Source organism: Mycobacterium sp. NGS34, from assembly GCF_059812845.1.
Genome location: NZ_JCALDM010000017.1, coordinates 87982 through 110352, shown reverse-complemented (window position 1 = coordinate 110352; position 22371 = coordinate 87982). Strand labels below are relative to the sequence as shown.

The following is a 22371-nucleotide window of genomic DNA, read 5'->3' as shown; positions in this document are numbered from 1 at the left end:
AGTGGTCACCGTGTAAGCGCTGTACCCACCGAGGGTGAGTCCCCTGCCCGAAAGGTGGACTTTGGTCCAACCGATCACTGACCTACTTCTCTATGCCCACAGTGAGCGGCCGCCAAGGATCGGGGTTCATACACTCCACGAGAGGAGATTCACATGTCCGCGGAGGCACAATCGACCCCGGCACCCAACACCAAGAGTTCCAAACTGGTTGAGCGGAGTACAAAGTTGTGGACGCGCGTTCCCGTGGTCGGCCGCGTGCCGATACCGCCACGCGAGCAACTCGCCTTCTACGGGGGCCTCGGCGTCTTGGCGGCAGTCAACCTGATCAACTGGCCGGTGGCAGTGGCGATCGGCGTAGGTGAAACCGTGGTGGCCCGCCACCTCGGCAAGCGGCCCACAGCCGAACCCGAACAAACATCAGCACCCGACGGGCAGGCCAAGCCCACATCGAATTCGGCGGGGGAAACAACGGCGCCCCGCACGGGAGCAAAATCCGGCGCCCAGACACCGACCGCAACGAGCGGCAGGTAGGTTGCCGCAGTTGCCGGGCAGTCCCGCGCTGTCGGTGCAGGCGACGACGGTGGTCATCATGGCGATGGGATTACCAGCGTCACGTTTCTGAGACTTCGCGTCGGCGTGTCGGCGGACCGAATTGCACCTACAGCCTCTCACGCGGGTTGCCGCGTCCGAAAACCACCACCCATTAGGGCTTCTCGGCCCCGCCGGCGTGGGCCATATGGGCCAGGTCAGTTAGGACCGTGATTCATCTGATGAAATATGCGGTGGTTCATCATGGATAACTGCTGTTATGCATGAGGAACCACTGCATATTGCATCTGATGAATCAGCGCTTGTGTGGTTGTCGCTACCGAGCAGTCCCCAAAACGCGCACGAGGATCTCGTACTCGGGCGGTCGATGGAATCGCAGATAGGTGATCCGGTGGCGGCCGTCGGCGAGACACGTGGGTCCGATGTCGGCAGGGCACCCGAGCCAGGTGCTAGTGAGGCCCTTGGCGGTGCAGTAGGGCCTCGCCCAATCGGACCACTGGGACTGGTCGTCTGGTAGTGGTTGATTGAACAGGGGCGATGAGCGCGCCAGAGTTGTTGCCGCGTCTACGTCGTCGAGTAGGTCGATGCTCCACGGCATCTGGGTCAGCGCGTCCAGGACGATGCGGCGGTATTCGGGATCTGCGCTCTGGTAGGCCCGCTGGTGGGCTGCGGGATCATAGCGGCCATCGCCGAGGTAGTTTTTCAGCTGGGTATCGAGCTTCTTGTACGGGTGCGTGTCGCCGGCGTTCTTGCCAAGTCCGTGGGGCCAAGGCAGGGCGCCGAGGCGACGGATTACGAAGCGGTGGGCCATCGGAACCTCTTGGGGTCGTTGTGTTCCCGGTACCAATTGCGGAGGCGTAGGCTGCCACGCCGTCGATCTGGGTGTCGTTCATGGCTTCTCGTTTCCTCGCGATCCGAGGTAAGTCGAGGCACTTGTTCTCCTTGGCTCGCCTTGTTTGCCGGACAATCGGCTGGCGGTCACTCAGCATCGTTGGCCGACTTGCCGCGTCGAATCTCGCCGGTGCTACCGTCTGACATGATGATATCATCGATATCAGGAGGTTGGTCGGTATGGCTGATGTGTTGATCAGGGGACTATCGGACGCCGCGGTGGCGCACATCGATGCGTCCGCGGCGGCGCGCGGATTGTCGAGGCAGGAGTATCTGCGGCGACGGTTCGAGACGGAGCGCTCACAGGGGCAACCTCAAGGCAAGCTCACGATCGAGGACATGCGTCGCGCGGCGGCCGCAGCGGCGGACCTCGACGACCCAGAGGTAATGGAGGGCGCGTGGCGGTGACCACGTGGCTCATCGACAAGTCGGCCTACACCCGCATATCAGGCTCGCCCGATGCCGAACTCTGGATCGACCGGATAGAACGCGGTCTCGTGCGAATGAGCACCGTCACCCGCCTGGAGATTGGGTATTCCTTTCGCACCGCGGCGCAAGCGCGTCACGAGGTCGTCTCCCCGCCACTGTCGCTAATGCCGGTGGAGTATTTAACGCCGGCCGCAGAAGATCGCGCCGTCGCGTTGCAGCTGCTGCTCGCCGATCGCGGTCAGCATCGCGCACCGTCGATCCCTGACCTCCTGGTGGCCGCCGCCGCCGATATCGGAGCGCTCACAGTCCTCGCTGTTGACAAAGACTTTGACTTGATCGCGCAGATCTCTGGACAAGCCATCGAATGGCTACGCCTGACATAGGGGCGGCGGCGGCGTGACGGGAAGGCGGCGCTGTGTTCCGGTATCGCCTCAGAAGCCTCGTGGCCGGGCGTCAAGGATGCCTTTGGGTTAACGCTGAGGGAGTTGTGCGAACCGACGACGATTTGCCCTTATCTGACTGTGCCCCAAAGTGATCGAATGGGCCACACTAATTCTAGCCAGCGCGTGCCAGTGTAAGCAGCGCGCCACATGGACGTTAGAGGGTATTCAGCGCGAGTGAGACTCGGCCCCGGTCGATGTCGACCTCGACGACCATGACCGAGACGGTTTGTCCGATAGTGACTACTTCTGAGGGATGTTCGACGCGCCGTTTGCCGAGCCGTGTCTTGTGGATGAGCCCGTCGAAATCGCCGAGGTCGACGAACGCGCCGAAGTCGGTGATGTTTTTGATAGGGCCCGACAGGGTTTGTCCCACAGCGAGTTTGCGTAGCGCGGCTTTCGTGCGTGAGCTGGTTACCGAGGACCGTTTACCGGGGGTGCGGTCCGGCGAGGCCTTCGCCGGTGCCGTGGTCGTTGCTGGTCTGGCGGCGTGGTGCGCCGGCGGGACTCTGGCGGCGCGGGTTGTGGCGCCGGGCCGTACCCCCGTGCGGTACTGGGCTGGGAGAGTGCCGACGACTTCGAGGGCATGTGCCAGGTTGTCGGTCATGTATTTCGCGTAGGCGCCGTCGGCGAGTACCTGGTCTTGGACGAGGTCGCCTTCTTCTTGGCGGTACTTGCGTGATGGGTCGCCGCGAAACGATAGCCAGTTAAAGCTCGTTTTGATGTAGAAGTCGTCGCCTACGAGGACCTTGGCGTGTGTGTCGTCGACTTTGACGATTGCCAGGCGTTGTGAGCGTTGCGCGGCGGTGTGTAGCGCGTCGATGGCGGTGGTGTCGGTTTTCCGGTTGTCACCGAATCCCCAGAAGATTGTGACGTCGACGGTGCGGGCCAGCTTTTCTACGCGGCTGACCCATTGTGCGTCAACGACGGACTGGGTGATCCACGGGCTGATGATTAGCAGCCTCCGTTGGGAATTGGTCAGCGCGTCATCGAGCCGTTTGGGGTGTTCGTAGACGCCGAGCCAGCGAATAGCGCTGCGGCTGAGCGCTTCCGGGTCAGACTGGTCTTGGTCGACCATCGATGTCTGCAGGGCGATGACTTCGTCTCGGGTCAGCCGTTTGCCGGGGTGGCCGACGGGTTCGTGGGGTTCCTCGACGGGGGCGGCAGTCAGGCCAAGGCGCTGCACTGCGCCAATCGCTTCGAGGGCGGCGGTGTGTTCTTCGCTCCACACTCCGTCGACTTCGACACCTAGCCGCAGCGTGTTGGAGTCAATGTCCTTGTACACCAACAGGATCGCGTCGTAGTAGTAGTTGCGGTTCTCGGTGAGCCCGCTGACGCCCAGGATCCGGAACGCGTCGCTGTTAGCTCGCAGCGCCGTTGAGACCGCGGTGATGCTGAGATCCTCCAGTTGGATCGGCATGCTGGTCGCCGGCGGCATGAGAATTCGGCCGGCGTCGGATTTGGCTTGCGCTGAGCGCCGTAGCGACGGTTTTCGCCATTCGGTGACCCGGTTGGTGAGCCGGTCGTAGATCACCGGAATGGTCGCCGGTTTAGGGCGCCGTATGGTGGCGTTGCGGGCCGCTTCTTGGCCCAGGGCTTGCAGAGACAGTCGACGGTCGCCGCCTTCGGGTGGTTGGCGATAGTCGATGAACTCCGCGTGAAGCATGCCGGCTACGACGCTTTTGGTGTCCCCTTCATCCAGGCCGAGGAACAGCTGGAGGTCGTCGACAGTGTCGATGCCGTGCAGGATGGCCCGCAGCGCGTACTTCAGCGCGGCTTCGATCTCTTCAACCTGTTCGGCGAGTACGTCAACGGTCACGGCGGACACCGGGATTGCCGACGGTTCTGCTGCTAGCAGGACGTGGCCGGGCAGGGCGTGGGCCCAGCGGCGCGCGGCGTCGGCGAGGATGTCGCGGCTCACAGGTATTCCACCCTTGAGGTGTTGGCGGCGGTGATGTGGTGCAGCACCTTCTTGAGTGGGCCTTCCTTGCTGGCACAGAAGTCGGAATCGCCTACTATCCATAGCATTTCGCGGGCCCTGGATAGCGCCACGTTGAGGCGGCCTTTAAATCGTTCGGCGAGGAAGCCCAGTTCGCCGGCCGGGTTGCTGCGGGTTACTGAGAAGATGACGACGTCTGCCTCGCGTCCCTGGACGGCGTCGACCGTTTTGGCGGTGGGCTCGATGTTGGTCAGGGTCAGGCGGCGCAATCCGCGTTCAATTTCGGTGCACTGGGCCCGATAGCCGGTGAGGATCAGCACTTCCAGGGGCTGGCCATCGAGGCGCAGATAGGAGCCGCCGCTGATGTCGGTGTCGATCTGTTGGACCAGTTTCGCGACGTGGTCAGCTTCGAGTTTGTTCGACGAGCTCGAGCTGGCGTGCCGATCTTCTTCGTGGCGGTTGCCGCGCCTGCTGGTGGAAAACCACACGAGGCGATCGGCTGGGTTGACGGTCGCCTGATCCACGACGTGGACCGGGTCATGAATGAGGGCGCCGTCGTAGAAGGTGTTGGAGATGAGTTCGCCGATGGGGACAGCCATTCGGTGCTGGGTGACCAGGCTGGTTTTGCAGGCGGCCGGAGCTTCTCCGATCAAGATGTCGAACAGCGACGCTGACAAGAACGCTTGGTCGAGGTCGAACGTCTCGACCAGGTCTTTGTGTTCGAACACCTCTTCGACCATCGGGGGCAGCTGCTTGGTGTCGCCCACCATGACCCATCTCTTGGAGCGGGTCATCGGGACCAGCAGCTCGGGTGCGGTCGCGCGCGACGCCTCGTCGATGATGCACAGGTCGAATTGCATGTCCTGGATGTGGCTGTTGGCGAGGAAGCCCATGCAGGTTCCCGCGACGACACTTTGGGTGGGTAGAAACATCGGCTCAGCGCTGTCCGGGTCGTTGAGGCTGGCCAGCCAATCACCTTGGGCGCGCATGAGTTCGCGCAGACGACGGTCGGTGCTACGTCCCCCGAGCAGATCAGCCACCAAGGCGTGCAGTTGGGGTTCATCGACGGTGTCGCCCAGGGGGATGCCCAATTCGGTTGCCGCGGAACGGACTGCGGCGACGGTGTCGTCGGCGCGATCGCTAGCGCGTCCGTAGTCGGCCAGTAATTCGGCGCGGTCTTCGGGTAGCTCGTCGTTGTCGAGGCGGTCGTCGTCGCCGAGTTGGCCGAGGGCTTCGGCGGCCTCGGCTTTACGCCGCAGTGTCGATGCGGCCTCCTCGGCGGTCAGCGCAAGTGAAAGATGTTCGACTTCAACGCCTTCGCGCTGGGCAAGGGTCGACATGCCCGCGCGGGCACGGTGGGCGACCTGTGCTGTCCATGCGGACACTTTGTTGGACAGCAGCATGTGTGCTGCGTCGGGGTCGACGTTGTCGTCGCGGCTGGACAACCGCACGACTGAGGTGACCCCGGAGCGGTGCAGCCGGGTGATGGCGTTGTCGATCGCCACGTGCATCTGGCTGACCAGGAGCACTTTGTCGGCGGGGCGTGCGGCCAGGTATTGGCCGATCAGTTCGCAGATGAACGACGTTTTGCCGGTGCCGGGTGGGCCCTCGACCAGAAACAGGTCGCTTGAGCCGAGCGCGGCGGCGACGGCGGCTTTCTTGTCGTCGTCGAGATCCGGTGTCCTCGGCTGGAACGCGACCGGCTGCGGGTGTGCGGCCAGCGTCGGATCTAGGACGAGGTCGCGCAGGTGTGGCCGTGCCGCGCTGCCCTCCCGCAGCGCTGCCAGGGCGCTTTTCTGCCGGCTAATGGCGGCATTGGATGGTGTGCGGTCGCGGACTAGCAGCCCATCGGTTGGGATGTCGCCGCCGGGACGGTGGACGCGCACGGTGAGAGTTTGGCCGTCGACGTCGACGATGGTGGCGGCCACGCCGCGGCTGGTCGGTTCACTGACGGGTCGCGCGATGCGTTCTTGGTCGAGGACGGCGCCGGTCTGCGGCGTTGTTGCTTCGAGTTCGAATTCGGGGCCCGAGCGTGCTATCCGCTTGTACTGGATTGGCTCCTCGAGCCGCTTTTCCAGTTGCTGCTTGGCGTCGATCAACTTCGACCAGTTGTTGAGCCGCAGCTGTTTGAACCGGTCGCTGACCTGATCGCCGGCATCCTGAACGGCTTTTTGCAGCATTGTGTGCAGTTCGTGGGTGGCCAGCGCGGCCTGGTGCGGGTTGGCCGGGCGTGACGCGGTCCAGGTGTAATCGCGGCCGTCGAGGGTGACGGCGCTCTCGTTGCGCCGCAGAATCTCAAGCTGTTCGAAGTCTTTCGTTTCAGCCCAGATACAGAGCAGCCGCTGGGAGTTCTTGAACACCAGCGTCAACGAGATCTGGTCACCGACCAGGCGGAATTCTTCGGCGGTGAGTTCGGCGCCGCCGTCGTCGCTGTTCTTCAGCCGGGGAATTGCATAGGTTGCTGTCCCCATGCGCGCCGCGATCACCGCTTCAGCGGGTCGGCCGTCGCCGCCTTCTTCGAGGGCTCGGCGCGCTGTGGCCGACAGTTCGAACGGGATTTCTTTTCTGCGGTGCCAGCGTGCGCTTCGCTTCGTTTGGATGGTCTGTAGAGCGAGGTGGAAGACCTGCCCGTCGGCCGGTCGTCGGTTGAGGTCGGTGTGGAGGGCATCGCTTAGCAGCTGACCCACTTCTGGGGGGACGTTGGCGTTGTCCAGGGCGCGCCCGATATCGGGGTAGTCCCGCAGTTCGTGGCCGGTCACGCACTGCAGCAGCGTTGCCGCCAGTCCGTAGACGTCGAAGCGGGTGGACCCGCGTGAGGCGGCGTCGGGCGGCGCCCACGGCGGCGTGGTCATCCCGGCCACCGTGGCGTCTTTGGCGCCGGCGATCTGGTCTTTGATCTTGGACAGTGCGAAGTCGGCCAGCAGCGGTTGCGTGCCGTTCCATAACACGTTGGCGGGCTTGATGTCTCGGTGTAGAACCGACATCGAGTGTGAGTGCGCCAGCGCGGAGGCCAGCGGAAGCGCGATCACATCGGCGATGTCGTCCCAGCCCGGCGGCTCAGCGAACGCGGCCAGCCAGTCTTTGATGGTCTCCTCGACCCAGTCGAGCACCACGTAGTAGAATCCGGAATCGGTGTCGGTGCCGCTGTCGAGCAGGGCAGCGATATGAGGGTGGCTGAGCTTGCGCAGCGCGCCTGTTTCGCGCTCGAAATAGATGCGGTAAATGTCGTCGGATGTCGCCGGCACGATCTTGACCGCCACCAGGCGTCCGCTCTGGTGAAGGTCGGCAGCTTGGAACAGCTCACCTTGGCCGCCCACGCGGCGGGTGTTCTCGATTTCGGCGTAGCGGCCAGCGATCACACGCCCCACACATATCCCCTTCCCGACCGTGGCCGTTCAGACGACGATACGCACTGCGGACGACACATTCGGCGTCGGTTCGCACGTGGCCCGCCCGGCGGCAGTCTGCGGGCTGGAGTAACGATATGTAAGCCATCGCCTTGCGTAAATGACTACCGTACCATTCCATAATTGTAAGCTATAACTTGACGCTGGTGTGGATGCTGCCTCACACTGGGACTCATGGCAACGAGACCTGCCAGCCGCCTGGGCCAGCTGATCGAGGACTACAAACGTGTACACAGCGCCAGCGACACCGGCTTGGCCGACCGGATCGGTATCACCCGTCAGACGCTGGTCCAATGGCGCAACGGCGAATTGCGCACGCTGCCAACGCAGGCCAACCTGCGGTCGGCCGCCACTCAGCTCGGTTGTCCCTACCGCACAGTGCTCGACGCGGCGTTGTACGACACCGGTTACCTCACTCCCCCGCTCGCATTGGAGCCGCGTGCGTATGCGGATGTGTTCGCCGAGGCCGTCGCGATCCTCACAGAGGCGACCCGCCTCACGAATCAGCGTGTCCGGCGGACCGCCACCGGCGGGTGGGAGCCCGACCCGGATGCGCCGCCGGATCGGATCGACTGGGCCGCGTTCGTCACCGAAGCCTTGGCCGGGGCAACCGCCAACGCCGGCGGCATCGACAACGTCTTGGCCGGCCGCCCTGGGTCCTGGGAAGCCGCCGTCGTTCGCGACGTCTTGAACGCTGCTGTCGGCCAGGACGAGTGGGACCTATGGCGCTACCGCACCGAGCCCGTCGACATCATCCTCAAACCCGAACAAATCCTCTATGACGTAGGCGACCTGGAGCACATGGCTGCCTACGACGATGCCGAACAGGAACTCTCGCGCCGCGAGGAAGAGATTTCGCCGTCAGTGCCGATCAAGCCGGGAGGGTTGGACTGGGTCAACGATCCCGTGCAGGTCGCGGAGTTTCACGCCGCCATACGGGCCGAAGCTGAAAACCCCACTCCCCCAACCCCGGAAGAACAGGCGATCGACGACGCGCTGGCCGCTGTACAGGCACTCAGGGACCGCCTCCAAGCTCAACAGCGGGCCGAGCTCGCCGACTACGGCCAGGCGCTGGTCGCCGCCGTCACCGAGCACCTGGCCGACCTCAATCTGCCTGTCCCCGTTTCGGTTACGGTCGACCTCGACGCCGCGCTCGACGCCTTGCACGGCGGCGGCACCCCTGTAATCGGGGAGGTAACCGGCGCCATCGACGTGGCGATCGCCGACGCCATCATGACCACACCCACTCCTAGCGCCTTGCCTGGCACGCCGCTTGAACGCGCCGAAGCCGCACTTTCCCGCGACCAGGACGCCCCCCGCAATCCCGAATAGGTGTCGTACCCGCGAGACAGAATAGACGCGATGCCGACCCCACCGAGGAGAATCTGATGGCGAACACTTCAGTCACGACGACCATCACCGCGGTCCCCTGTGGCCGTGATCGGCATGGCAACCCGCTTGCGCCTCGCCGCTATGTCGTCGATGCCCGTCGTGAGGACTGGGGCGACGGCCGCACGAGGGTGTTCGAGCGTCGCCCGGACTTGGAAGTTGGCGACGGAACGCTGCGGTTCGCGCCGGTCGTCGTCCGAACGGACGGCATTCGCGAGTATCGCGAACCTCACCCGACCGAACGCGATGTTGCCGCAGCCTGCGCGGTTTGTCGTGGGACAGCTAAAGGGGTCGAACGAGGTGACCGGCATCGAATGGCATGACAGTGGCTACTTTCGCTTCAGCACAGCCGCGATCTGCGCGAAGGGGGTCGCAGGCGACGTTGCGGCGTTGGCTGAATTTGCCAGGCGTGCAGGGGCTTTGACCACATCGCGCGTCGTCTATGAGGCCAGCGACGCTTTCGGCGACATCGGATACGACCCGGAGGTGTGGTCACTGGCGCGCCACTGCTTCGAGGACGACTTCGAGCGCAAGCGCGGGGACAAATCGGCGCTGTCACAACTGAGGCTTGCCGCAGAGAGCCTGCCAACTGATCGGAAAGCGCTGGTCCAGCTGGCCAAGGCCAGGGCCGCCGTGCTGAATGAGGTTGCACCGTTGGTCCCGTCACCGCGGGTGTTCGATACGCATACCGCCGGTGTGATCGTCGCGGAGCGGCGCGCGATGCGCGGCTTCGCCGCATGGGTTGACTGGGTTTCGCCTGAAAAGGTTGTCGCGACGTCGGCGCGGGCCTGGAACGACATCGACCGCACTCCCCCGCGATCCAGCGTGGTCGACATCGCCGCAGCCCTGGGCACATCGGAGCTTGGCCAGTGGGTCGAGCAGATGTCACCTGAGGTTGATCCAGTCGTCGCGTTTCGGGTGGAGGGGCCGGCCGGCCCGATCTATGAGGTGGGCACTGGAACGCACCGGGCGCACGCTGCAGGGTTGTTCGGCCTTCCGTGCTTGCTTGCATTGGTCAAGCCGGCGGGGCTGCCGGTGGCGGTGCGTCCGGCGGATCGGGAGGTATCGGCAGTATGGGCAGGGTTGCTCGACCGCGGACTTGTACAGGCCGCAGTGTCGGACGATAACTGGTGGTACGTCGGGTCAGTCGTCGGAGAATGGATGCTGGCGGCGCCGTCGGTGGCCACGCAGGTGAACAGTGCGTACGAGCGGGTTTACCCCGGTGCGCTATCTGAAGCGACCGGGTTGACGGTCGCGGAACTGACGCATCCTGAGCTGTGGAGGCGTGCCCTGGGCGGCCGACGCGGATGGTGGGGGCGCCCCGCGGTCTCGGGCACGCAAGGTAGCGCCGGATCGGCGGCCGGTGGTGGTATCGGGTAACACGACAAAGGAATTCGACGGCGATTCCTGGCGGGTCTCTGTCTGTTTCTGTTGTCTGTCTGTCCGTCCGTCCCCCCCAAGACGGCGGTCGCACGGTCAAGATCTTCGCGATTGGCGACGACGACGCCGTGACAGACCGGGCGACGGCGCTCGGAAAAATGCTGGGGATATCTCCTGGCGCGGCGCAAGACTTCGCACAAGAGGTCGCCGAGGCCACTCGTATCGAGCGACAGGTGCTACTTACAGGGCGTCGATGAGCGCCTGGCGGGTCGCCTCGTCATTGGCAGCCAGCTCGACCAAGGCGCGCATGATGTCGGCCTTGGTCAATGTGCGTCTGCGGGTTTCGCGTCGCAGCCGGTAGAGGAGTTCGTCCCATTGGGTGACCTCGTCCCCGACAAGCCGGATGGACCAGTTCACGCGATCAATGTCGTCATCCGGTGCGGGCACGAACCTGATTCTAAGCCCAATCCTTTATGCGCGCAAACATGCTGGCGCGCATAAAGGCATGCGCGTATTCTTGTATGGCGGGGCGTGGCCTGGCCGTGAAAAGGCGCGGCAGGGTCGCTACTACGGGAGACAATGGCTCGGATGGGCGAGGAGGGCGTCTAGGTGTCATCACCACGCATCACCAGCCGGCCAGCGATCCTGGCCGACTTCGCCGGCGTCGACAGCCTGCAACAGCGACCAGCGTCTAGAGGAGCGGCAACATGATTCATCGCAACGCAGGTGCTCATCATGTACTGATGCACCCTGAGCGTGACGACTGCGGAACGGTGGTGGACAGTGTCAACGCAGCGTGGACACCTAACGTGCTGACGGCGACGCCGCCCGACGCCGGCATGGTGAAAGTGCGGTGGTCTGACAGCGCTGATCCGGCCCAGTTGTATTGGGAATACATCGAGGAGCTGCGGCCCGTAGTCGAGGAGTCATGAGCGCAACGGCCCGTGATCATGTGCGCAACGTGGCCGCTGACAACGGTTACGAGCGCGATGGCGACCTTGGCGAGGCATCGCCGTGGGATGCGTTCGTTCGCAACGAGAGACGAGTCGCCATCAAGTTCAGCCGAGCAAACGATCGAGTTCTGAAGTCACTGTCAACGGCTCCGACGTCCGCGGCCGCTATGGCGGTGCGATCACGGCCCTGGCCGGCCGTGACGGCGACCTGCGCCGAGCATAGGCCGGTCCAGGAAGCGTAGCGACACAAGGAGATTGAAGCGCATGAGGACTCAACGTCGAGGGCTGGCGTACGACAGGGGGCGCGCCGGCTGCAGGTGGTGCAGATGACGGATACGAGCAGCAGCGACTCTGATGCGCACCGACCGGCGTGGTTTCGGGAGTTTTTGACTGACAGGGCCACACGTAAGCCGTCACCACACACCTTGCAGGCATACCGCCACGACTTTGACGCGATCGCCAGCCGACTTGTCTGTGAACCACAACATATTTCGGCGCTGACGCCGACCGCTATCACGACGGCCGCGATGCGAGAGGCGTTCGCGGACTTCGCGCACGGCCACGAGGCTGCGTCTGTGCGGCGCTGCTGGTCGACGTGGAACACGCTGTGCGGCTATCTTTTCGGCGCCGAGCAGATCCCCGCCAATCCTATGGAACTTGTCGGAAAACCCAAGCCAGCCAAGACGTTGCCGAAATCTCTGCCGCCGGCGGCAGCGCAAGCGTTGCTGGGCGCGATCGACGCGCCAGGCGCGGACACCCGGACCACCGACTGGCCCGAGCGCGATCGTGCGATTGTGTTCACCGGGCTACTGGCCGGCCTGCGCGCACATGAGCTGCGCGGCGCGAATGTGGGCGATCTGCGTGTGCTGGCCGGCAATCGCGGCGGCGTTTTGCACGTGCGCGGTAAGGGCAACAAAGAACGCGCCGTACCGATCGAGCCTGCCCTCGTTGAGGTGATCAACGCGTATCTGGACAGCCGCGCAGCACGATTCCCCAACACAGTGCGCCAGCGCACCGCAGGGGCGCAGCACAGCCGGTGGCCGGCTCAGGCAGCGTTGTTTGTCGGTCGCGACAACGAGCGCATCACCCGAGGCGTGCTGCAGTACCGGGTTTTACGCGCTTTCAAGCTTGCCGGTCCAGACGCCCAACGCGTACGCGGCGCCCTATTGCATGCACTACGGCACACGTTCGCTACCGAGCTGGCCAATGCCAACATTAGTGTTTACGCGCTGATGCAGCTACTTGGTCACGAGTCGATGGCCACCTCACAGCGTTACATCACCAGCGCGGCCGCCGAGACCAAGTCCGCGGCCGCCCTCAACCCGCTCTATAGCCTTGTCAACCGGCCGTTGGAGGCTGATCCGTCGTGATCACCCCAGAACCCGTGGCGCCGTTGCCCAACGAGGTCGCCGGGTATCGCATCGAACGTATCCTGGGCCGGGGCGGGATGGGTGTGGTGTACCTGGCTGAAAGCCTGACCTTGTTACGACGCGAAGCCCTCAAAGTGCTCTCCGTCGACCTTGCCGACAGCGCTGCCGCCCGCGACGCCTTCCGCAGAGAGGCTGTGACGACCGCGGCGCTGGACCACCCGAACATCGTGACGGTGTTTAGTCGCGGCGACACGGACGACGACCGCCCGTGGATCGCCATGGAGTACATCGCCGGCACTGACGCCGAGAACGCGCTGCGTGAGGACACCGTCACGCCGTCGCGGGCGTTGCACATCATCACCGAAGTGGCCGGGGCGCTTGACTACGCCCACGGCCAGGGCGTGATTCACCAGGACATCAAGCCCGCCAACTTTCTGCTCGGCAAACAGACCGGGGCGCGAGACAGGGTGGTCCTGGGGGACTTCGGCGCCGCCCTGAGCCTCAATGAGGCCGCCGACGCGAGCGGCGGGGGTTCGATGGTGGCCAGTTTCGCCTATACCGCCCCCGAAGTCATCACGGGCAGCACGACGATCGGGCGCCAGGCCGACATTTATTCGTTGGGCTGCAGCCTGTTTCGGCTTCTCACCGGCCAATATCCGTTCGCTGGGCATGACAGCGTGGTGTCGATCGCCAACGCGCATCTCGAGCAGCCGCCGCCGCGGCCTTCTGCCTTTGTGTCGTGGGCGACAGCAAACCTCGATGACGTCATCGCGCAGGCCCTGGCCAAACAGCCCGAGCAGCGCTATAGCACGGCGGGCGAACTTGCGGCCGCTGCTGCGCGCGCGATGCGTGTCCCGTGGCAGGCTCGCACACCGGCGCCCACCGACATGGCCGCCGGTCCTCCTCCCCCGCCGCGGGTTTCGGTGTCGCCGGTCGTCAGGACGTCGCGGTCACGACGTTATGTGGCGGCGCCGAGACGCTGGATCGCCGCGGGTGGGATCGGCGCAGCGGCGGCCGCGGTCGCGCTGCTGGTGTGGTTGGTTCTACCTAGCCACAATTCGGCTTCCAACTCGGGGGCATCGCGGAGCTCGACGAGCAGCACGGCGTCGAGTAGCAGCGCCGCGGCGCCGACCGCGGCGCCGATCGAGCAGCTGCGGCGTGTCGTGCCCGCCGCAGGGTACCCGCCCGGTGCGTGCACGCCGGCGCCGCCCGGGCCGGCGGCGGCGGTCATGTCGTGCGGACCCAACGTGGATCCGGGCGGTCCGGTTGCGGCGATATACACGTTGGCCCGCGACACTGCATCGCTGCAGGCCGCATTCGCCCAGGTCATTTCGACCGCCAACACCGTGGTGTGCCCTGGCAATATTCAGTCACCAGGCCCTTGGCGGCGCGTGTCTGACCCGAGCGTCCCCAAGGGCACCGTGTTTTGCGGGTTCCGCGATGACCGGCCGCTGATGGCCTGGACCGTAGATTCCGAACACCTATTAGCGGTCGTTGCCTCCGACGTGCCGGATCCCAACGCGCTCAACGCGCTCTACGCGTGGTGGGCGACCCACTCGTCGTGACGGCCCACCGGTAGAGCCAGCCGCGGTTGGCTGCCCGCCAAGAGCGGCTGCAGACGGACGTCGTTGGTCCACGCTGGCCCGTACAGCGCGTGCGCGGACCATAACGCAATGGCCACCGCCGACGGCCCAGCCACACGTAGGGGCAGGCAACGATCACCGAAAGCGAACGTCACGGTGCAGCCCAGTAGATCTGGGTAGAACTCCGTGACGTAGCCGAACCAGAAATCAATTAGCGTGCCGTCTGGTCCGCTGCACATCAGCCGCTCGTCGGTGACGACGATGGTGGACTGCTGCTGATAGCGCCATTGAGCGACCTCGTCGCGGCGAGCCCGCCTTTTGCGTCGGCCGTTGATAACGCTCTGCGCGGCGAGCATCCCCAGCGTGAGCCCAGCGCTGCCGAAGACGAACGTGGAGGACCGCTCGTAGGTGCCGTCGCCGGCGGCCAGGCGGCTGGACGTGGCGGTGGTGCACAGCCGCGCTTGTTCATCGTCGTCGAGAATGGGGCCGTAGACCGCGACCGACGCTGGCGCGACACCGCTGCGTAGTGCCGTGGCCCAGCCGCGCGCGTAATCCCACCACGGATCGGCCGCGACGAGTTGCGCCTGCACTGTGATCACCGCCCCTGTGAATGCTGCTGGTACTGGTGGCAGCAACATAGCACTGCGCTACGACAACAGTTCGGGGCTGGCGTCACGGGCGGGGCGCACGAAGCGGGAGATGGCCACGTGCTCCTGCGGGTTGGGGGTCTTAACCCTGCCGCCCGTGACGCCGCCTTAACGCTAACACCGTGATCTGACAGCTTCGGCGAAAATCGACGCACGTGCGCAAAGCAGCGACGTGAACACCCGGCGTAGAGGACGTGGTGTTCACGGGCAAGCGCGCAGGGCTGCACCAGCCAGCCAGCCGGCCGCGTGGTCTGCTGCCTGCCGAAGCGTTCGGGGCTGCTTGCCGTCATCGTCTGACTTCCAACCTCGTTCGGATCATTACCCGCGTAGTGTAAGTTGGCCGGCCACCGGCGCGAGACGCAACTTACACCTGTCACAAGCCCAGTGTACCTGGTGGTGTCTATCCTGCGTTTACGCATTGCCGTTATTGGCGCTTTGTGCCCGGCTTCGGGGGCGGCTGCATGTGAGCTGAGTGAGGATGGCGTGTGAAACGGCCGGGCGGTTCCCGGCCGTCGAACTGTGGTGTCGTTCAGCGGGATTGGTGCGACGTCGCGGTTAAACCGCCAGCCTTGTCGCGGTGAATCCGCTTCCGCCGCAACCCATCTGGCTCTCTGAAGGTTGTCGGCTGCTGCTCGTAGGGTGGCACATGCCCGAATACTGGAAAGGTGGGTGATGGTGGAGCCGTGGATCGTTGAAGCGGTGTTGCTGGTCGCCGGCGCGCAGCCTGCGCGCCTGGCCCGGTGGATGCGCGAGAACGTCGATGAGGACGCGCGTGGTGAATCGCGCCGTGGCGTAGAGCGGGTCGATACCGGCCATTTCGTGTTGTAGCGCCTGGCCGGGCCGGCCCTACAGCCCGAGCTCGCCGTCGTCGGTGTTGTCACGGTGTTGCTGCTGCTGCTGTTCTTGGTCTTTGGCGATGTGCTCGTTGCGGTATTCGGCGGCGCGGTGTTGTTCGATGATGCGTTGGGCGGCGCGGTAGCTGGTGGCGTCGGGTAGCCCTGACTCGGCGATGAGCGCGGGGGTTGGGTTGAGTTCGAGGGTCCAGCCTGGTTGGCGTCCGGCCTCGAGCATGCGTTCGCGGGCGGCTGCGGATGCGGCTTGGGCCGCTTCGCTTTGGGCTTCCATGCGTAGCTGGGCGGTCAAGGTGCTCAGTTCTAGGCGTTTATCGGCGAGTTCGGCGGCGTGCTCGAAGTCGCCGAGGCTGGTGTTGTCGTAGTCGTCCAGCTCGCGGGTGAGGGTGTCTGCGTGTCGCTGCAGGCGGGTGTTGTGGTGCGGGATGTCTTTGTAGGCGTTCTCGACGCGCTGGAGCAGTCCTCTGGCTTTGGCGATGTGGGCGTCGCCGCCGACGGTGGGTGCTGTGGCGAACAGTTCGGCGTCTTCGATGGCGACGGTGGTTGACGGTACGTCGAGGGTCAGGTGCAGCTCGCCTTTGAGGTGGCTTCGCCGCGCGGTGATGGTGATGCCGTTGATGGTGGCGTCGAGGGGTTTGGTGTCGAAGCTGGATTTGTTTTTAAGGGCGAGATAGGCGTCGCGGCAGGCGGCGGCGAATGGGGCGGCGGCGTCTTTGCGTTCTGCGTACCCGCGGTCGCCCACGGTGATGTGTGCGGGCCGCTCGCCGGTCGCGGCGATCTGATCGAGGACTGGTGCGAGGGTGTCGAGTTCTTTTGTGGTGGCGTCAAGTTCACGCTCGGTGGACTGGCGCTCGTGGCGGCGGCGGGCGGCGGCGTCGCGGTGGGCCGATTCCAGGGCTGCCAGCCGTCTGACGTCGTCGTCGAGTTCGACTTGTCTGATGTAGCGGGGGTCGCCGGTAGCGATGGCCTTGGTTTCGGCGGCGGCGCCGGAGATGTCTCCTCCCCCAAGGTCTTCGATCTCATCGACGTCCACGTTTTCGCGTTTTACCTGTTCGATGAAGCGGGCTTTGAATTCGACTTTTTGCCACATGACGGTGTCGTAGGCGCCTTCGGTGACGTAACTGACGATGTCGATGTCGCTGTTTTGGTTTCCCTGGCGCATGATGCGGCCTTCGCGCTGCTCGAGATCGGCGGGACGCCATGGAACATCGACATGGTGTAGGGCGCGCATTCGGGTTTGAACATTCATGCCGGTGCCCATTTTTTCGGTGGACCCGATCAGGACGGAGACCTCCCCGGTGCGGCAGCGGTGGAACAGGTTGAGTTTGTCGGCCGGTTTGACGAAGTCGTGGATGAACGCGATCGCGTCGGCGGGCATGCCGCGGGCGATGAGTTCGTCACGGATCGCGCCGTAGAGGGTGAATTGGCGTGGGTCTTTAGACGGGGTGCCGCGGTCGCAGAACGCGAGTTGGAAGGCGCCGCGGATCGGCATGGCACGGCCGGTTTCCGGGTCGTGGTAGACGTTGTCGGCGCTGGCGCGGTGGATATCCATGATGTCGTCGGCGACTGCGGATGCCCGAGAGGTTGCCGGGGCTTCAAGGCCCGCCAGGCGCGGGTCCAGTGAGACGTTGCGGCCGTCGTTGGCGATCTTGAGTTGGTTGTCTTTGTCGGGGCGGCGGGGGTCGAGGTGATCGAGACGCCAGCCCAGGTCGGTGATGAAGTCTTTGACCTCTTGGCTGGGGGTGATGCTGACGACGCGGCGCCGGCCGCCAGACAGGCGGGGAAGCTCGATGGGGACTTCGTCGCGGGTGACCACGTCGGTGAAGATCGACGAGAGTGCCAGCAGTTCAGGAAGATTGCAGAATTTCCCTACCCGGGTGACGGTGCGCAGGCTGGTGCCGGTGGCGTTGACTTCCACACCGCTCACAGGGGCGGTGAAGTTGGCTCCCCAATCGTTGATGTCAGCGACACCGGCGGCGGCGAGCAGGTCGGGACGCAGATAGTTCTGCATGACCCACAGCTCGCCCAGGGAGTTGGCCACTGGTGTGCCGGTGGCGAAGGTGGCGACCCGCTCGACGACTTGGTCGGGTCGCAGACCCGCGGCGCGGCCTTCGTCGTGGCGGCGTGCTCGCAGGACTTCGAGTTTCATGGCGAGGTCTTCGGCACGTTGAGCGGGGGCAGGGCAGGACAGTTCTTCGATGTTGCTGAGGCGTCCTTTGTTTTTGTACATGTGGGCTTCGTCGACGAAAATGTAGTCCGCACCGGATTGTTCAAATGTCAGGCCGGTGTCTTTTCTGTCCTGTTTGGTCATGTCTTTGAGGCGCGCGTCGAGGCGTTTCTTTTGCTGTTCGACTCGCTTTTTGCTCATCGAGGTGACGGCGCGCTCTTGGTGGTTGTCGAGTTCGTCGAGTTGGCGTTGGACGTAATCGGCCTGGGTGTCGGCGCTGACGCCGATCGCGGTGAACAGGCTTTGGGGAACGATGACCATGTCCCAGTCGGTGGCGGCGGATTGGGCGACGAAGCGGCGGCGTCCTTCGGGGTCGGTTCCTGGTGTGCCAAGCAGGATTCGGGCGGCCGGATACCATTGCGCGGCTTCTCTGCCGACTTGCTCGATGATGTGGTTGGGGACCACGATCCAGGGCTGGGAGCATAACCCGAGCCGTTTGAGCTCCATGGCGCCCATGAGCATGGATCCGGTCTTGCCGGAACCGACTACGTGGTCGAGCAGCACGGTGGGCTCGGCGACGATGCGGGCGACAGCGTCGCGCTGGTAGGGGTGGGGCTCGAACTTCTGTGATAGGCCGGGCAGGCTGAGGTGGTCGCCGCGATGTTTGGGCGCGACAAGGCTGTTGAACCGGGCGTTGAATTCGGCGACCAGCTCCTGGCGTCGGCGGTCGTCGTCGAATACCCATTCCTGGAAGGCATCGGTGATCTTGGCGGCCTTGGCTTGCGCGGCGAAGGTCGCTTCGAAATTGATTGTGGGGCCGCCGGTTTCGGCAACGACTTCGGCGGGCCGGTTCACAGTGATCGGCTTGGAGTTACACAGCGCGTCGAGCAGCTCGATCGCGTCTTTGTATTCGGTGCCCCATGTTTCGGTCATGGCCACTGAGGCGCGTTGGTGGCGCGCGCAGTCCACTGACCAGGTGCCACTGATGTGGTCGGCGACGACGGTGTCGGCGCCGAATGTCTCGTTAGCGAACTGGGCGACGTACTTGGCGTCGATCCATGGGGCGCCGGGGCGGACCCGGATTTGGGAGGCTTCTTTGTCGGCGGGCAGGACCGCCTGCAGGGCCGAAACGTAGTCGGCGTAAGCGGGATTGTTTTCGGCGGCGGCCCGGGCGGCGGCCAGTTTGATGCGGACGTTGCCCGATAGGGCGCTGACCGCGGGAACAAGCTCGTCGGGGTCATCCAGGGATGGGTAGGCCAGGCCGTGGAGCTGTTCGCGCACCGCGTCAGGTTCTGCTCCCAGGAGGCCGGCGATGTAGTCGACGTCGATGCGCTGACGCTGGTCGATACTGATGGCCAGCGCGTCGTCGATGGTGGCGGCGGTGTCGGGAATCGTGCGGGCCGACAGTACATCGACAGAGAAGATGGGCGCTTTGAGGGCTTCGCCGGTCTGTTCGTTGAAAATCTCCAGCGCCGCGACATTGGCCCAGCCAGGATCGTTTTTCATGCCGCCGTCGAGGTGCGGGCGGCGCTTGTAGGGGTGGCCGGGCTCCCACGCCTTGTCCGACCATTCCTGCTGAAGGTGCTCGGGCACCGGGCCCCGGTAGGGCACGCCGTCGATGCCTTGTGCTTTGCGCCATTGTTCTTCGGCGCGAGCAACTTTGCGGTCGTGCGAGTCTTGGGTCGGCGGTTGGGGGTAGATCCATTTGAAGCGGTTGATCGGCCCGTATTTGCTGACGTAGCTGTCATAGAGGGTGTTGAGGTGCGCGCGTAGCTGCTCACGCTCGGGTAGGGGTTGGCCGTCGCGTTGAGAGGCGATGACAGCCGTGGCGGCGTCGCGCAGCTCGATCAGCGAACGGGTTTCGCGCAGACGGCTTTTGGGGGTGCGCTGCTCTTGCCAGCTATGCCCGGTCCAGCGTTGGATGCTGTCGGTGGGCCGGTGATAGCGCAGGGCATCCAAAAGGGGTTGTTCGGCGCGTTCGGCGTCGGTGAACAGGCCAGGGTCGAACACCGTGGTGTCGACATCGATCAGGGAGTCAGCGGTGGCGGTCAAGCCGTGGCCGCGCTCCAAAGCGTTCTCGACGATGTCGCGGAGGCGGCCGCCGATGGCCTCGGCGAGGGCTTCTCGGCTCTGGTGGTCCTCCCCCATGACTTTGAGGGTCGGTGAGCCGTGGATGCCTTGGCCGAGGGCGAAGGCGCCGACAACGTTGTCGGGGTGGTTGAGGAAGTATTCGTTGATGTTCAGCGCGTCGCCGACGTCGTCGCGGCCGAAAACCGTCTCATCGACGAGGTGGTCGATGTCGTCGATGTCGAGGGTTTCAGTGTCGATCCAGGCGGTGACGTCGGTGTCGTCGGCGCGGTCGCTGTCTTTGCGGCGCAACACCAAGATGTCGGTGACGACCTCGGTGCCGGCGACTCGTTTGAACGCCGTGGACGGCAGCCGCACGGCGCCGATCAGGTCGGCTTTGGCGGCCATGGCCCGCCGGGCTCGAGTGTCGACGCTGTCCATGGTGTAGCGGCTGGTCAGGACCGTGACGTAGCCGCCGGGGGCGGTCAAGCTGATCGCTTTGTTGATGAAGTGGTTGTGGATGCTGAACCGGGCCGGGTTGTGGGCGGGGTCGATGAGTGAGAAGTTGCCGAACGGCACGTTGCCGATCGTGGCGACGAACGAGTCGGCGGGCACTCGGGTGGTTTCGAAGCCTTCGGCGCGGATTTGGGCGTGCGGGTAGAGCGCGGCGGCGAGGGAGGCGGTGACGGTGTCGTTGTCGACGCCGACCAGGACCGTGTCTGGGGGTGCTAGGCCGATGAAGGTGCCTGAGCCGCAGCCTGGTTCGAGGACACGGCCGTCGCGCAGCCCGGCGTGTCGGAGGGCGTCCCACATGGCCGCGGCGATGATCGGGTCGGTGTAGTGGGCGTTGAGGATGCTGGCTTCGGCGGCCCGGTAGGCGTCGGCTCCCAGCACGCTGCGGAGCTGGTCGCGCTCGGTGACGTATTGGTCGCTGCGCCGATCGAACAGCTCGGCGCAGGCTCCCCATCCTGACCAGCTGGCCAGCACATCGCGTTCGGTGGCGGTGGCCGGCCTGCCGCCGTCGGCGCGCAGCCGTTCGAGCACGTCGATCGCCGCGAGGTTCGCCTGGATGCGGGCTTTGGTCCCTGACGGCACCCGGATGTCGGTGCCCAGGCGAAATCGCTGTGAAGTGAGCTCGACCGCCGATGGCGGGGCGATCTCATCAGCGCTGGACGTCGCCGCGGTGCTGGGTTCCTCGGTATTGACCCCGCGGGCGGGCTGCGTTGCCGGACTGGTGGCAGCCGGCGGCGCCAAGGTCTGCCTCTGGGAGTGCTCGGGGACGGGGACGGGCAGTGTGCGCTGCGTGAAGTCCAACTCCGCGGCGGGGTCGGCGGCGATCTCGGCGCCGCTGGTGTGGGGTTCGGCCGGGGTCGAGTCTAGGGCGTACAGGTCACCGTCGCCGGGCTGCGCGAGGTCGGCAGTGTCGTCGAGGCGGCGGGGTGGCGGTAGTGGCGTGCCGCCGGGGTCGATGCTGCGTGGGTCTGTGGGCTGGTCGAAGTCCTCGAACAGCGACAGTTGTGGCTCAGGTGCGGTTACTTCACGGGATAGCCGTCGAGGCGAAGATCCTCGTACACCAGTGGTGCCAGTTCGGCTGCCAGTGGATGCTGGGGGCCGTCCGGTAGCGGAAGCTGGTCCTCGAGGCGGGCGATCAACAGGTAGGCCGCTTTGATGCGGAACAGGTCCGAGAACTGCGGATCCGGCCACACCATCTCGGCCAGGGCCTCGATCTGCTCCCCCGGTTCGCTGCGATAGCGGGCGTCGTTCCAGCGCAGGTTCCACGGCACCTGGCTGGCTGGTACCGGCTGCGGAAGCGGCGGGTTGAACGCGACCGTCTGCTCGGGCGGTTCCTCGATCTGGTCGTAGAGCTCCTGCCGTACGACCGTTTCCCGCGCGTTCTGCAGCGCCGTCTCGCGCAGTCGCACGGTCGTCAGGTAGTCCGGGTGCGCGCCGTGGCGTTGAGTCCATTGCTGGATCGCTGAGGCTGCCAGGTCGTCGGCCATCTGGGCTGCCATCCGGTCCAATCGGGCCGTCAGGTCGTTGAGGTGCCGGCGCTTCTGTTGCGGTGTCCAGTCCGGGGGAAGATCCAGCCAATTGCGGTACACGTCGTGTACCGCTTGCTGCATCCATTCGGTCACTGGCGTCGTCAGTCCCTTCGAAGCTGAACAGATCCGGCTGCTGGTCGTCGGTCCTGCGCGCCATAGTGTTCTCCCGATGCCGCTCGTCATGAGTGTTTCTCCTGATGTGCGGCATCCGCCTGTGCGGTCGTGCCCGTGCCCGGCGACCGCGGCGGGCGGGATCGCCCGGCCGTG

17 protein-coding genes are annotated in these 22371 nt (G+C 64.9%); 10 read left to right on the top strand and 7 right to left on the bottom strand.

Annotated elements, in window-relative coordinates; translation table 11 throughout:
* Positions 1-153: 153 nt before the first annotated feature.
* Positions 154-531, top strand: coding sequence for a hypothetical protein (locus AC5Y7V_RS27775; RefSeq protein ID WP_499883243.1), 378 nt, complete (start codon positions 154-156; stop codon positions 529-531).
* A 334-nt stretch (positions 532-865) separates the two neighbouring features.
* Here the strand turns inward: AC5Y7V_RS27775 and AC5Y7V_RS27770 are convergent, their stop codons facing one another.
* Positions 866-1360, bottom strand: coding sequence for a hypothetical protein (locus AC5Y7V_RS27770; protein ID WP_074376080.1), 495 nt, complete (start codon positions 1358-1360; stop codon positions 866-868).
* A 260-nt stretch (positions 1361-1620) separates the two neighbouring features.
* Between AC5Y7V_RS27770 and vapB the strand changes: the two genes are divergently transcribed.
* Together vapB and AC5Y7V_RS27760 are read left to right on the top strand one after the other, a co-directional pair.
* Positions 1621-1848 carry a type II toxin-antitoxin system VapB family antitoxin gene (gene vapB / locus AC5Y7V_RS27765; protein WP_074376081.1) on the top strand — a complete coding sequence of 76 codons (228 nt, stop codon included), beginning with the start codon at positions 1621-1623 and terminating at the stop codon, positions 1846-1848.
* Positions 1839-2252, top strand: coding sequence for a PIN domain-containing protein (locus AC5Y7V_RS27760; protein ID WP_074376082.1), 414 nt, complete (start codon positions 1839-1841; stop codon positions 2250-2252). The genes vapB and AC5Y7V_RS27760 overlap by 10 nt, the downstream gene beginning before the upstream one ends.
* A 214-nt stretch (positions 2253-2466) precedes the next feature.
* On the opposite strand, the gene AC5Y7V_RS27755 is transcribed toward AC5Y7V_RS27760, so the two are convergent.
* A complete protein-coding gene (locus tag AC5Y7V_RS27755; RefSeq protein ID WP_074376083.1) occupies positions 2467-4230 on the bottom strand; it encodes a S1 RNA-binding domain-containing protein in 1764 nt (587 codons plus the stop codon).
* Positions 4227-7616, bottom strand: a complete 3390-nt coding sequence (locus tag AC5Y7V_RS27750) for a serine/threonine-protein kinase (RefSeq protein ID WP_074376084.1) — start codon at positions 7614-7616, stop codon at positions 4227-4229. The genes AC5Y7V_RS27755 and AC5Y7V_RS27750 overlap by 4 nt, the downstream gene beginning before the upstream one ends.
* Before the next feature lie 213 nt (positions 7617-7829).
* Between AC5Y7V_RS27750 and AC5Y7V_RS27745 the strand changes: the two genes are divergently transcribed.
* The 3 genes from AC5Y7V_RS27745 to AC5Y7V_RS27735 are packed head-to-tail and all read left to right on the top strand — an operon-like array spanning position 7830 to position 10424.
* The gene (locus AC5Y7V_RS27745) at positions 7830-8987 is read left to right on the top strand and encodes a helix-turn-helix domain-containing protein (RefSeq protein WP_499883242.1); all 1158 of its coding nucleotides are present in this window, start codon (positions 7830-7832) and stop codon (positions 8985-8987) included.
* A 56-nt stretch (positions 8988-9043) separates the two neighbouring features.
* Positions 9044-9367 (top strand): hypothetical protein, encoded by a 324-nt coding sequence (locus AC5Y7V_RS27740; protein WP_499883241.1) that lies wholly within the window; start codon positions 9044-9046, stop codon positions 9365-9367.
* Positions 9345-10424, top strand: coding sequence for a hypothetical protein (locus AC5Y7V_RS27735; RefSeq protein WP_499883240.1), 1080 nt, complete (start codon positions 9345-9347; stop codon positions 10422-10424). Before AC5Y7V_RS27740 ends, AC5Y7V_RS27735 begins: the two co-directional genes overlap by 23 nt.
* Positions 10425-10664: 240 nt before the next feature.
* Here the strand turns inward: AC5Y7V_RS27735 and AC5Y7V_RS27730 are convergent, their stop codons facing one another.
* Positions 10665-10871, bottom strand: a complete 207-nt coding sequence (locus tag AC5Y7V_RS27730; RefSeq protein ID WP_141224767.1) for a hypothetical protein — start codon at positions 10869-10871, stop codon at positions 10665-10667.
* A 260-nt stretch (positions 10872-11131) separates the two neighbouring features.
* Between AC5Y7V_RS27730 and AC5Y7V_RS27725 the strand changes: the two genes are divergently transcribed.
* The 3 genes from AC5Y7V_RS27725 to AC5Y7V_RS27715 all read left to right on the top strand — a co-directional run bounded on the left by AC5Y7V_RS27725 (position 11132) and on the right by AC5Y7V_RS27715 (position 14312).
* The gene (locus AC5Y7V_RS27725) at positions 11132-11356 is read left to right on the top strand and encodes a hypothetical protein (protein WP_499883239.1); all 225 of its coding nucleotides are present in this window, start codon (positions 11132-11134) and stop codon (positions 11354-11356) included.
* A 347-nt stretch (positions 11357-11703) separates the two neighbouring features.
* Positions 11704-12747: a tyrosine-type recombinase/integrase gene (locus tag AC5Y7V_RS27720; protein WP_499883238.1), complete on the top strand. Its 1044-nt coding sequence runs from the start codon at positions 11704-11706 to the stop codon at positions 12745-12747.
* Positions 12744-14312: a serine/threonine-protein kinase gene (locus AC5Y7V_RS27715; protein ID WP_499883237.1), complete on the top strand. Its 1569-nt coding sequence runs from the start codon at positions 12744-12746 to the stop codon at positions 14310-14312. The genes AC5Y7V_RS27720 and AC5Y7V_RS27715 overlap by 4 nt, the downstream gene beginning before the upstream one ends.
* Here AC5Y7V_RS27715 and AC5Y7V_RS27710 read toward each other — a convergent pair.
* Positions 14282-14920: a hypothetical protein gene (locus AC5Y7V_RS27710; protein WP_499883236.1), complete on the bottom strand. Its 639-nt coding sequence runs from the start codon at positions 14918-14920 to the stop codon at positions 14282-14284. The genes AC5Y7V_RS27715 and AC5Y7V_RS27710 overlap by 31 nt on opposite strands.
* Before the next feature lie 729 nt (positions 14921-15649).
* Between AC5Y7V_RS27710 and AC5Y7V_RS27705 the strand changes: the two genes are divergently transcribed.
* A complete protein-coding gene (locus tag AC5Y7V_RS27705) occupies positions 15650-15805 on the top strand; it encodes a hypothetical protein (RefSeq protein WP_167385635.1) in 156 nt (51 codons plus the stop codon).
* An 18-nt stretch (positions 15806-15823) separates the two neighbouring features.
* Here AC5Y7V_RS27705 and AC5Y7V_RS27700 read toward each other — a convergent pair whose 3' ends face one another.
* Together AC5Y7V_RS27700 and AC5Y7V_RS27695 are read right to left on the bottom strand one after the other, a co-directional pair.
* Positions 15824-20551: a helicase-like domain-containing protein gene (locus AC5Y7V_RS27700; RefSeq protein ID WP_499883235.1), complete on the bottom strand. Its 4728-nt coding sequence runs from the start codon at positions 20549-20551 to the stop codon at positions 15824-15826.
* A 1043-nt stretch (positions 20552-21594) separates the two neighbouring features.
* On the bottom strand, positions 21595-22185 hold the full coding sequence (locus AC5Y7V_RS27695; protein WP_276038084.1) for a hypothetical protein: 591 nt from the start codon (positions 22183-22185) through the stop codon (positions 21595-21597).
* Positions 22186-22371: the final 186 nt, after the last annotated feature.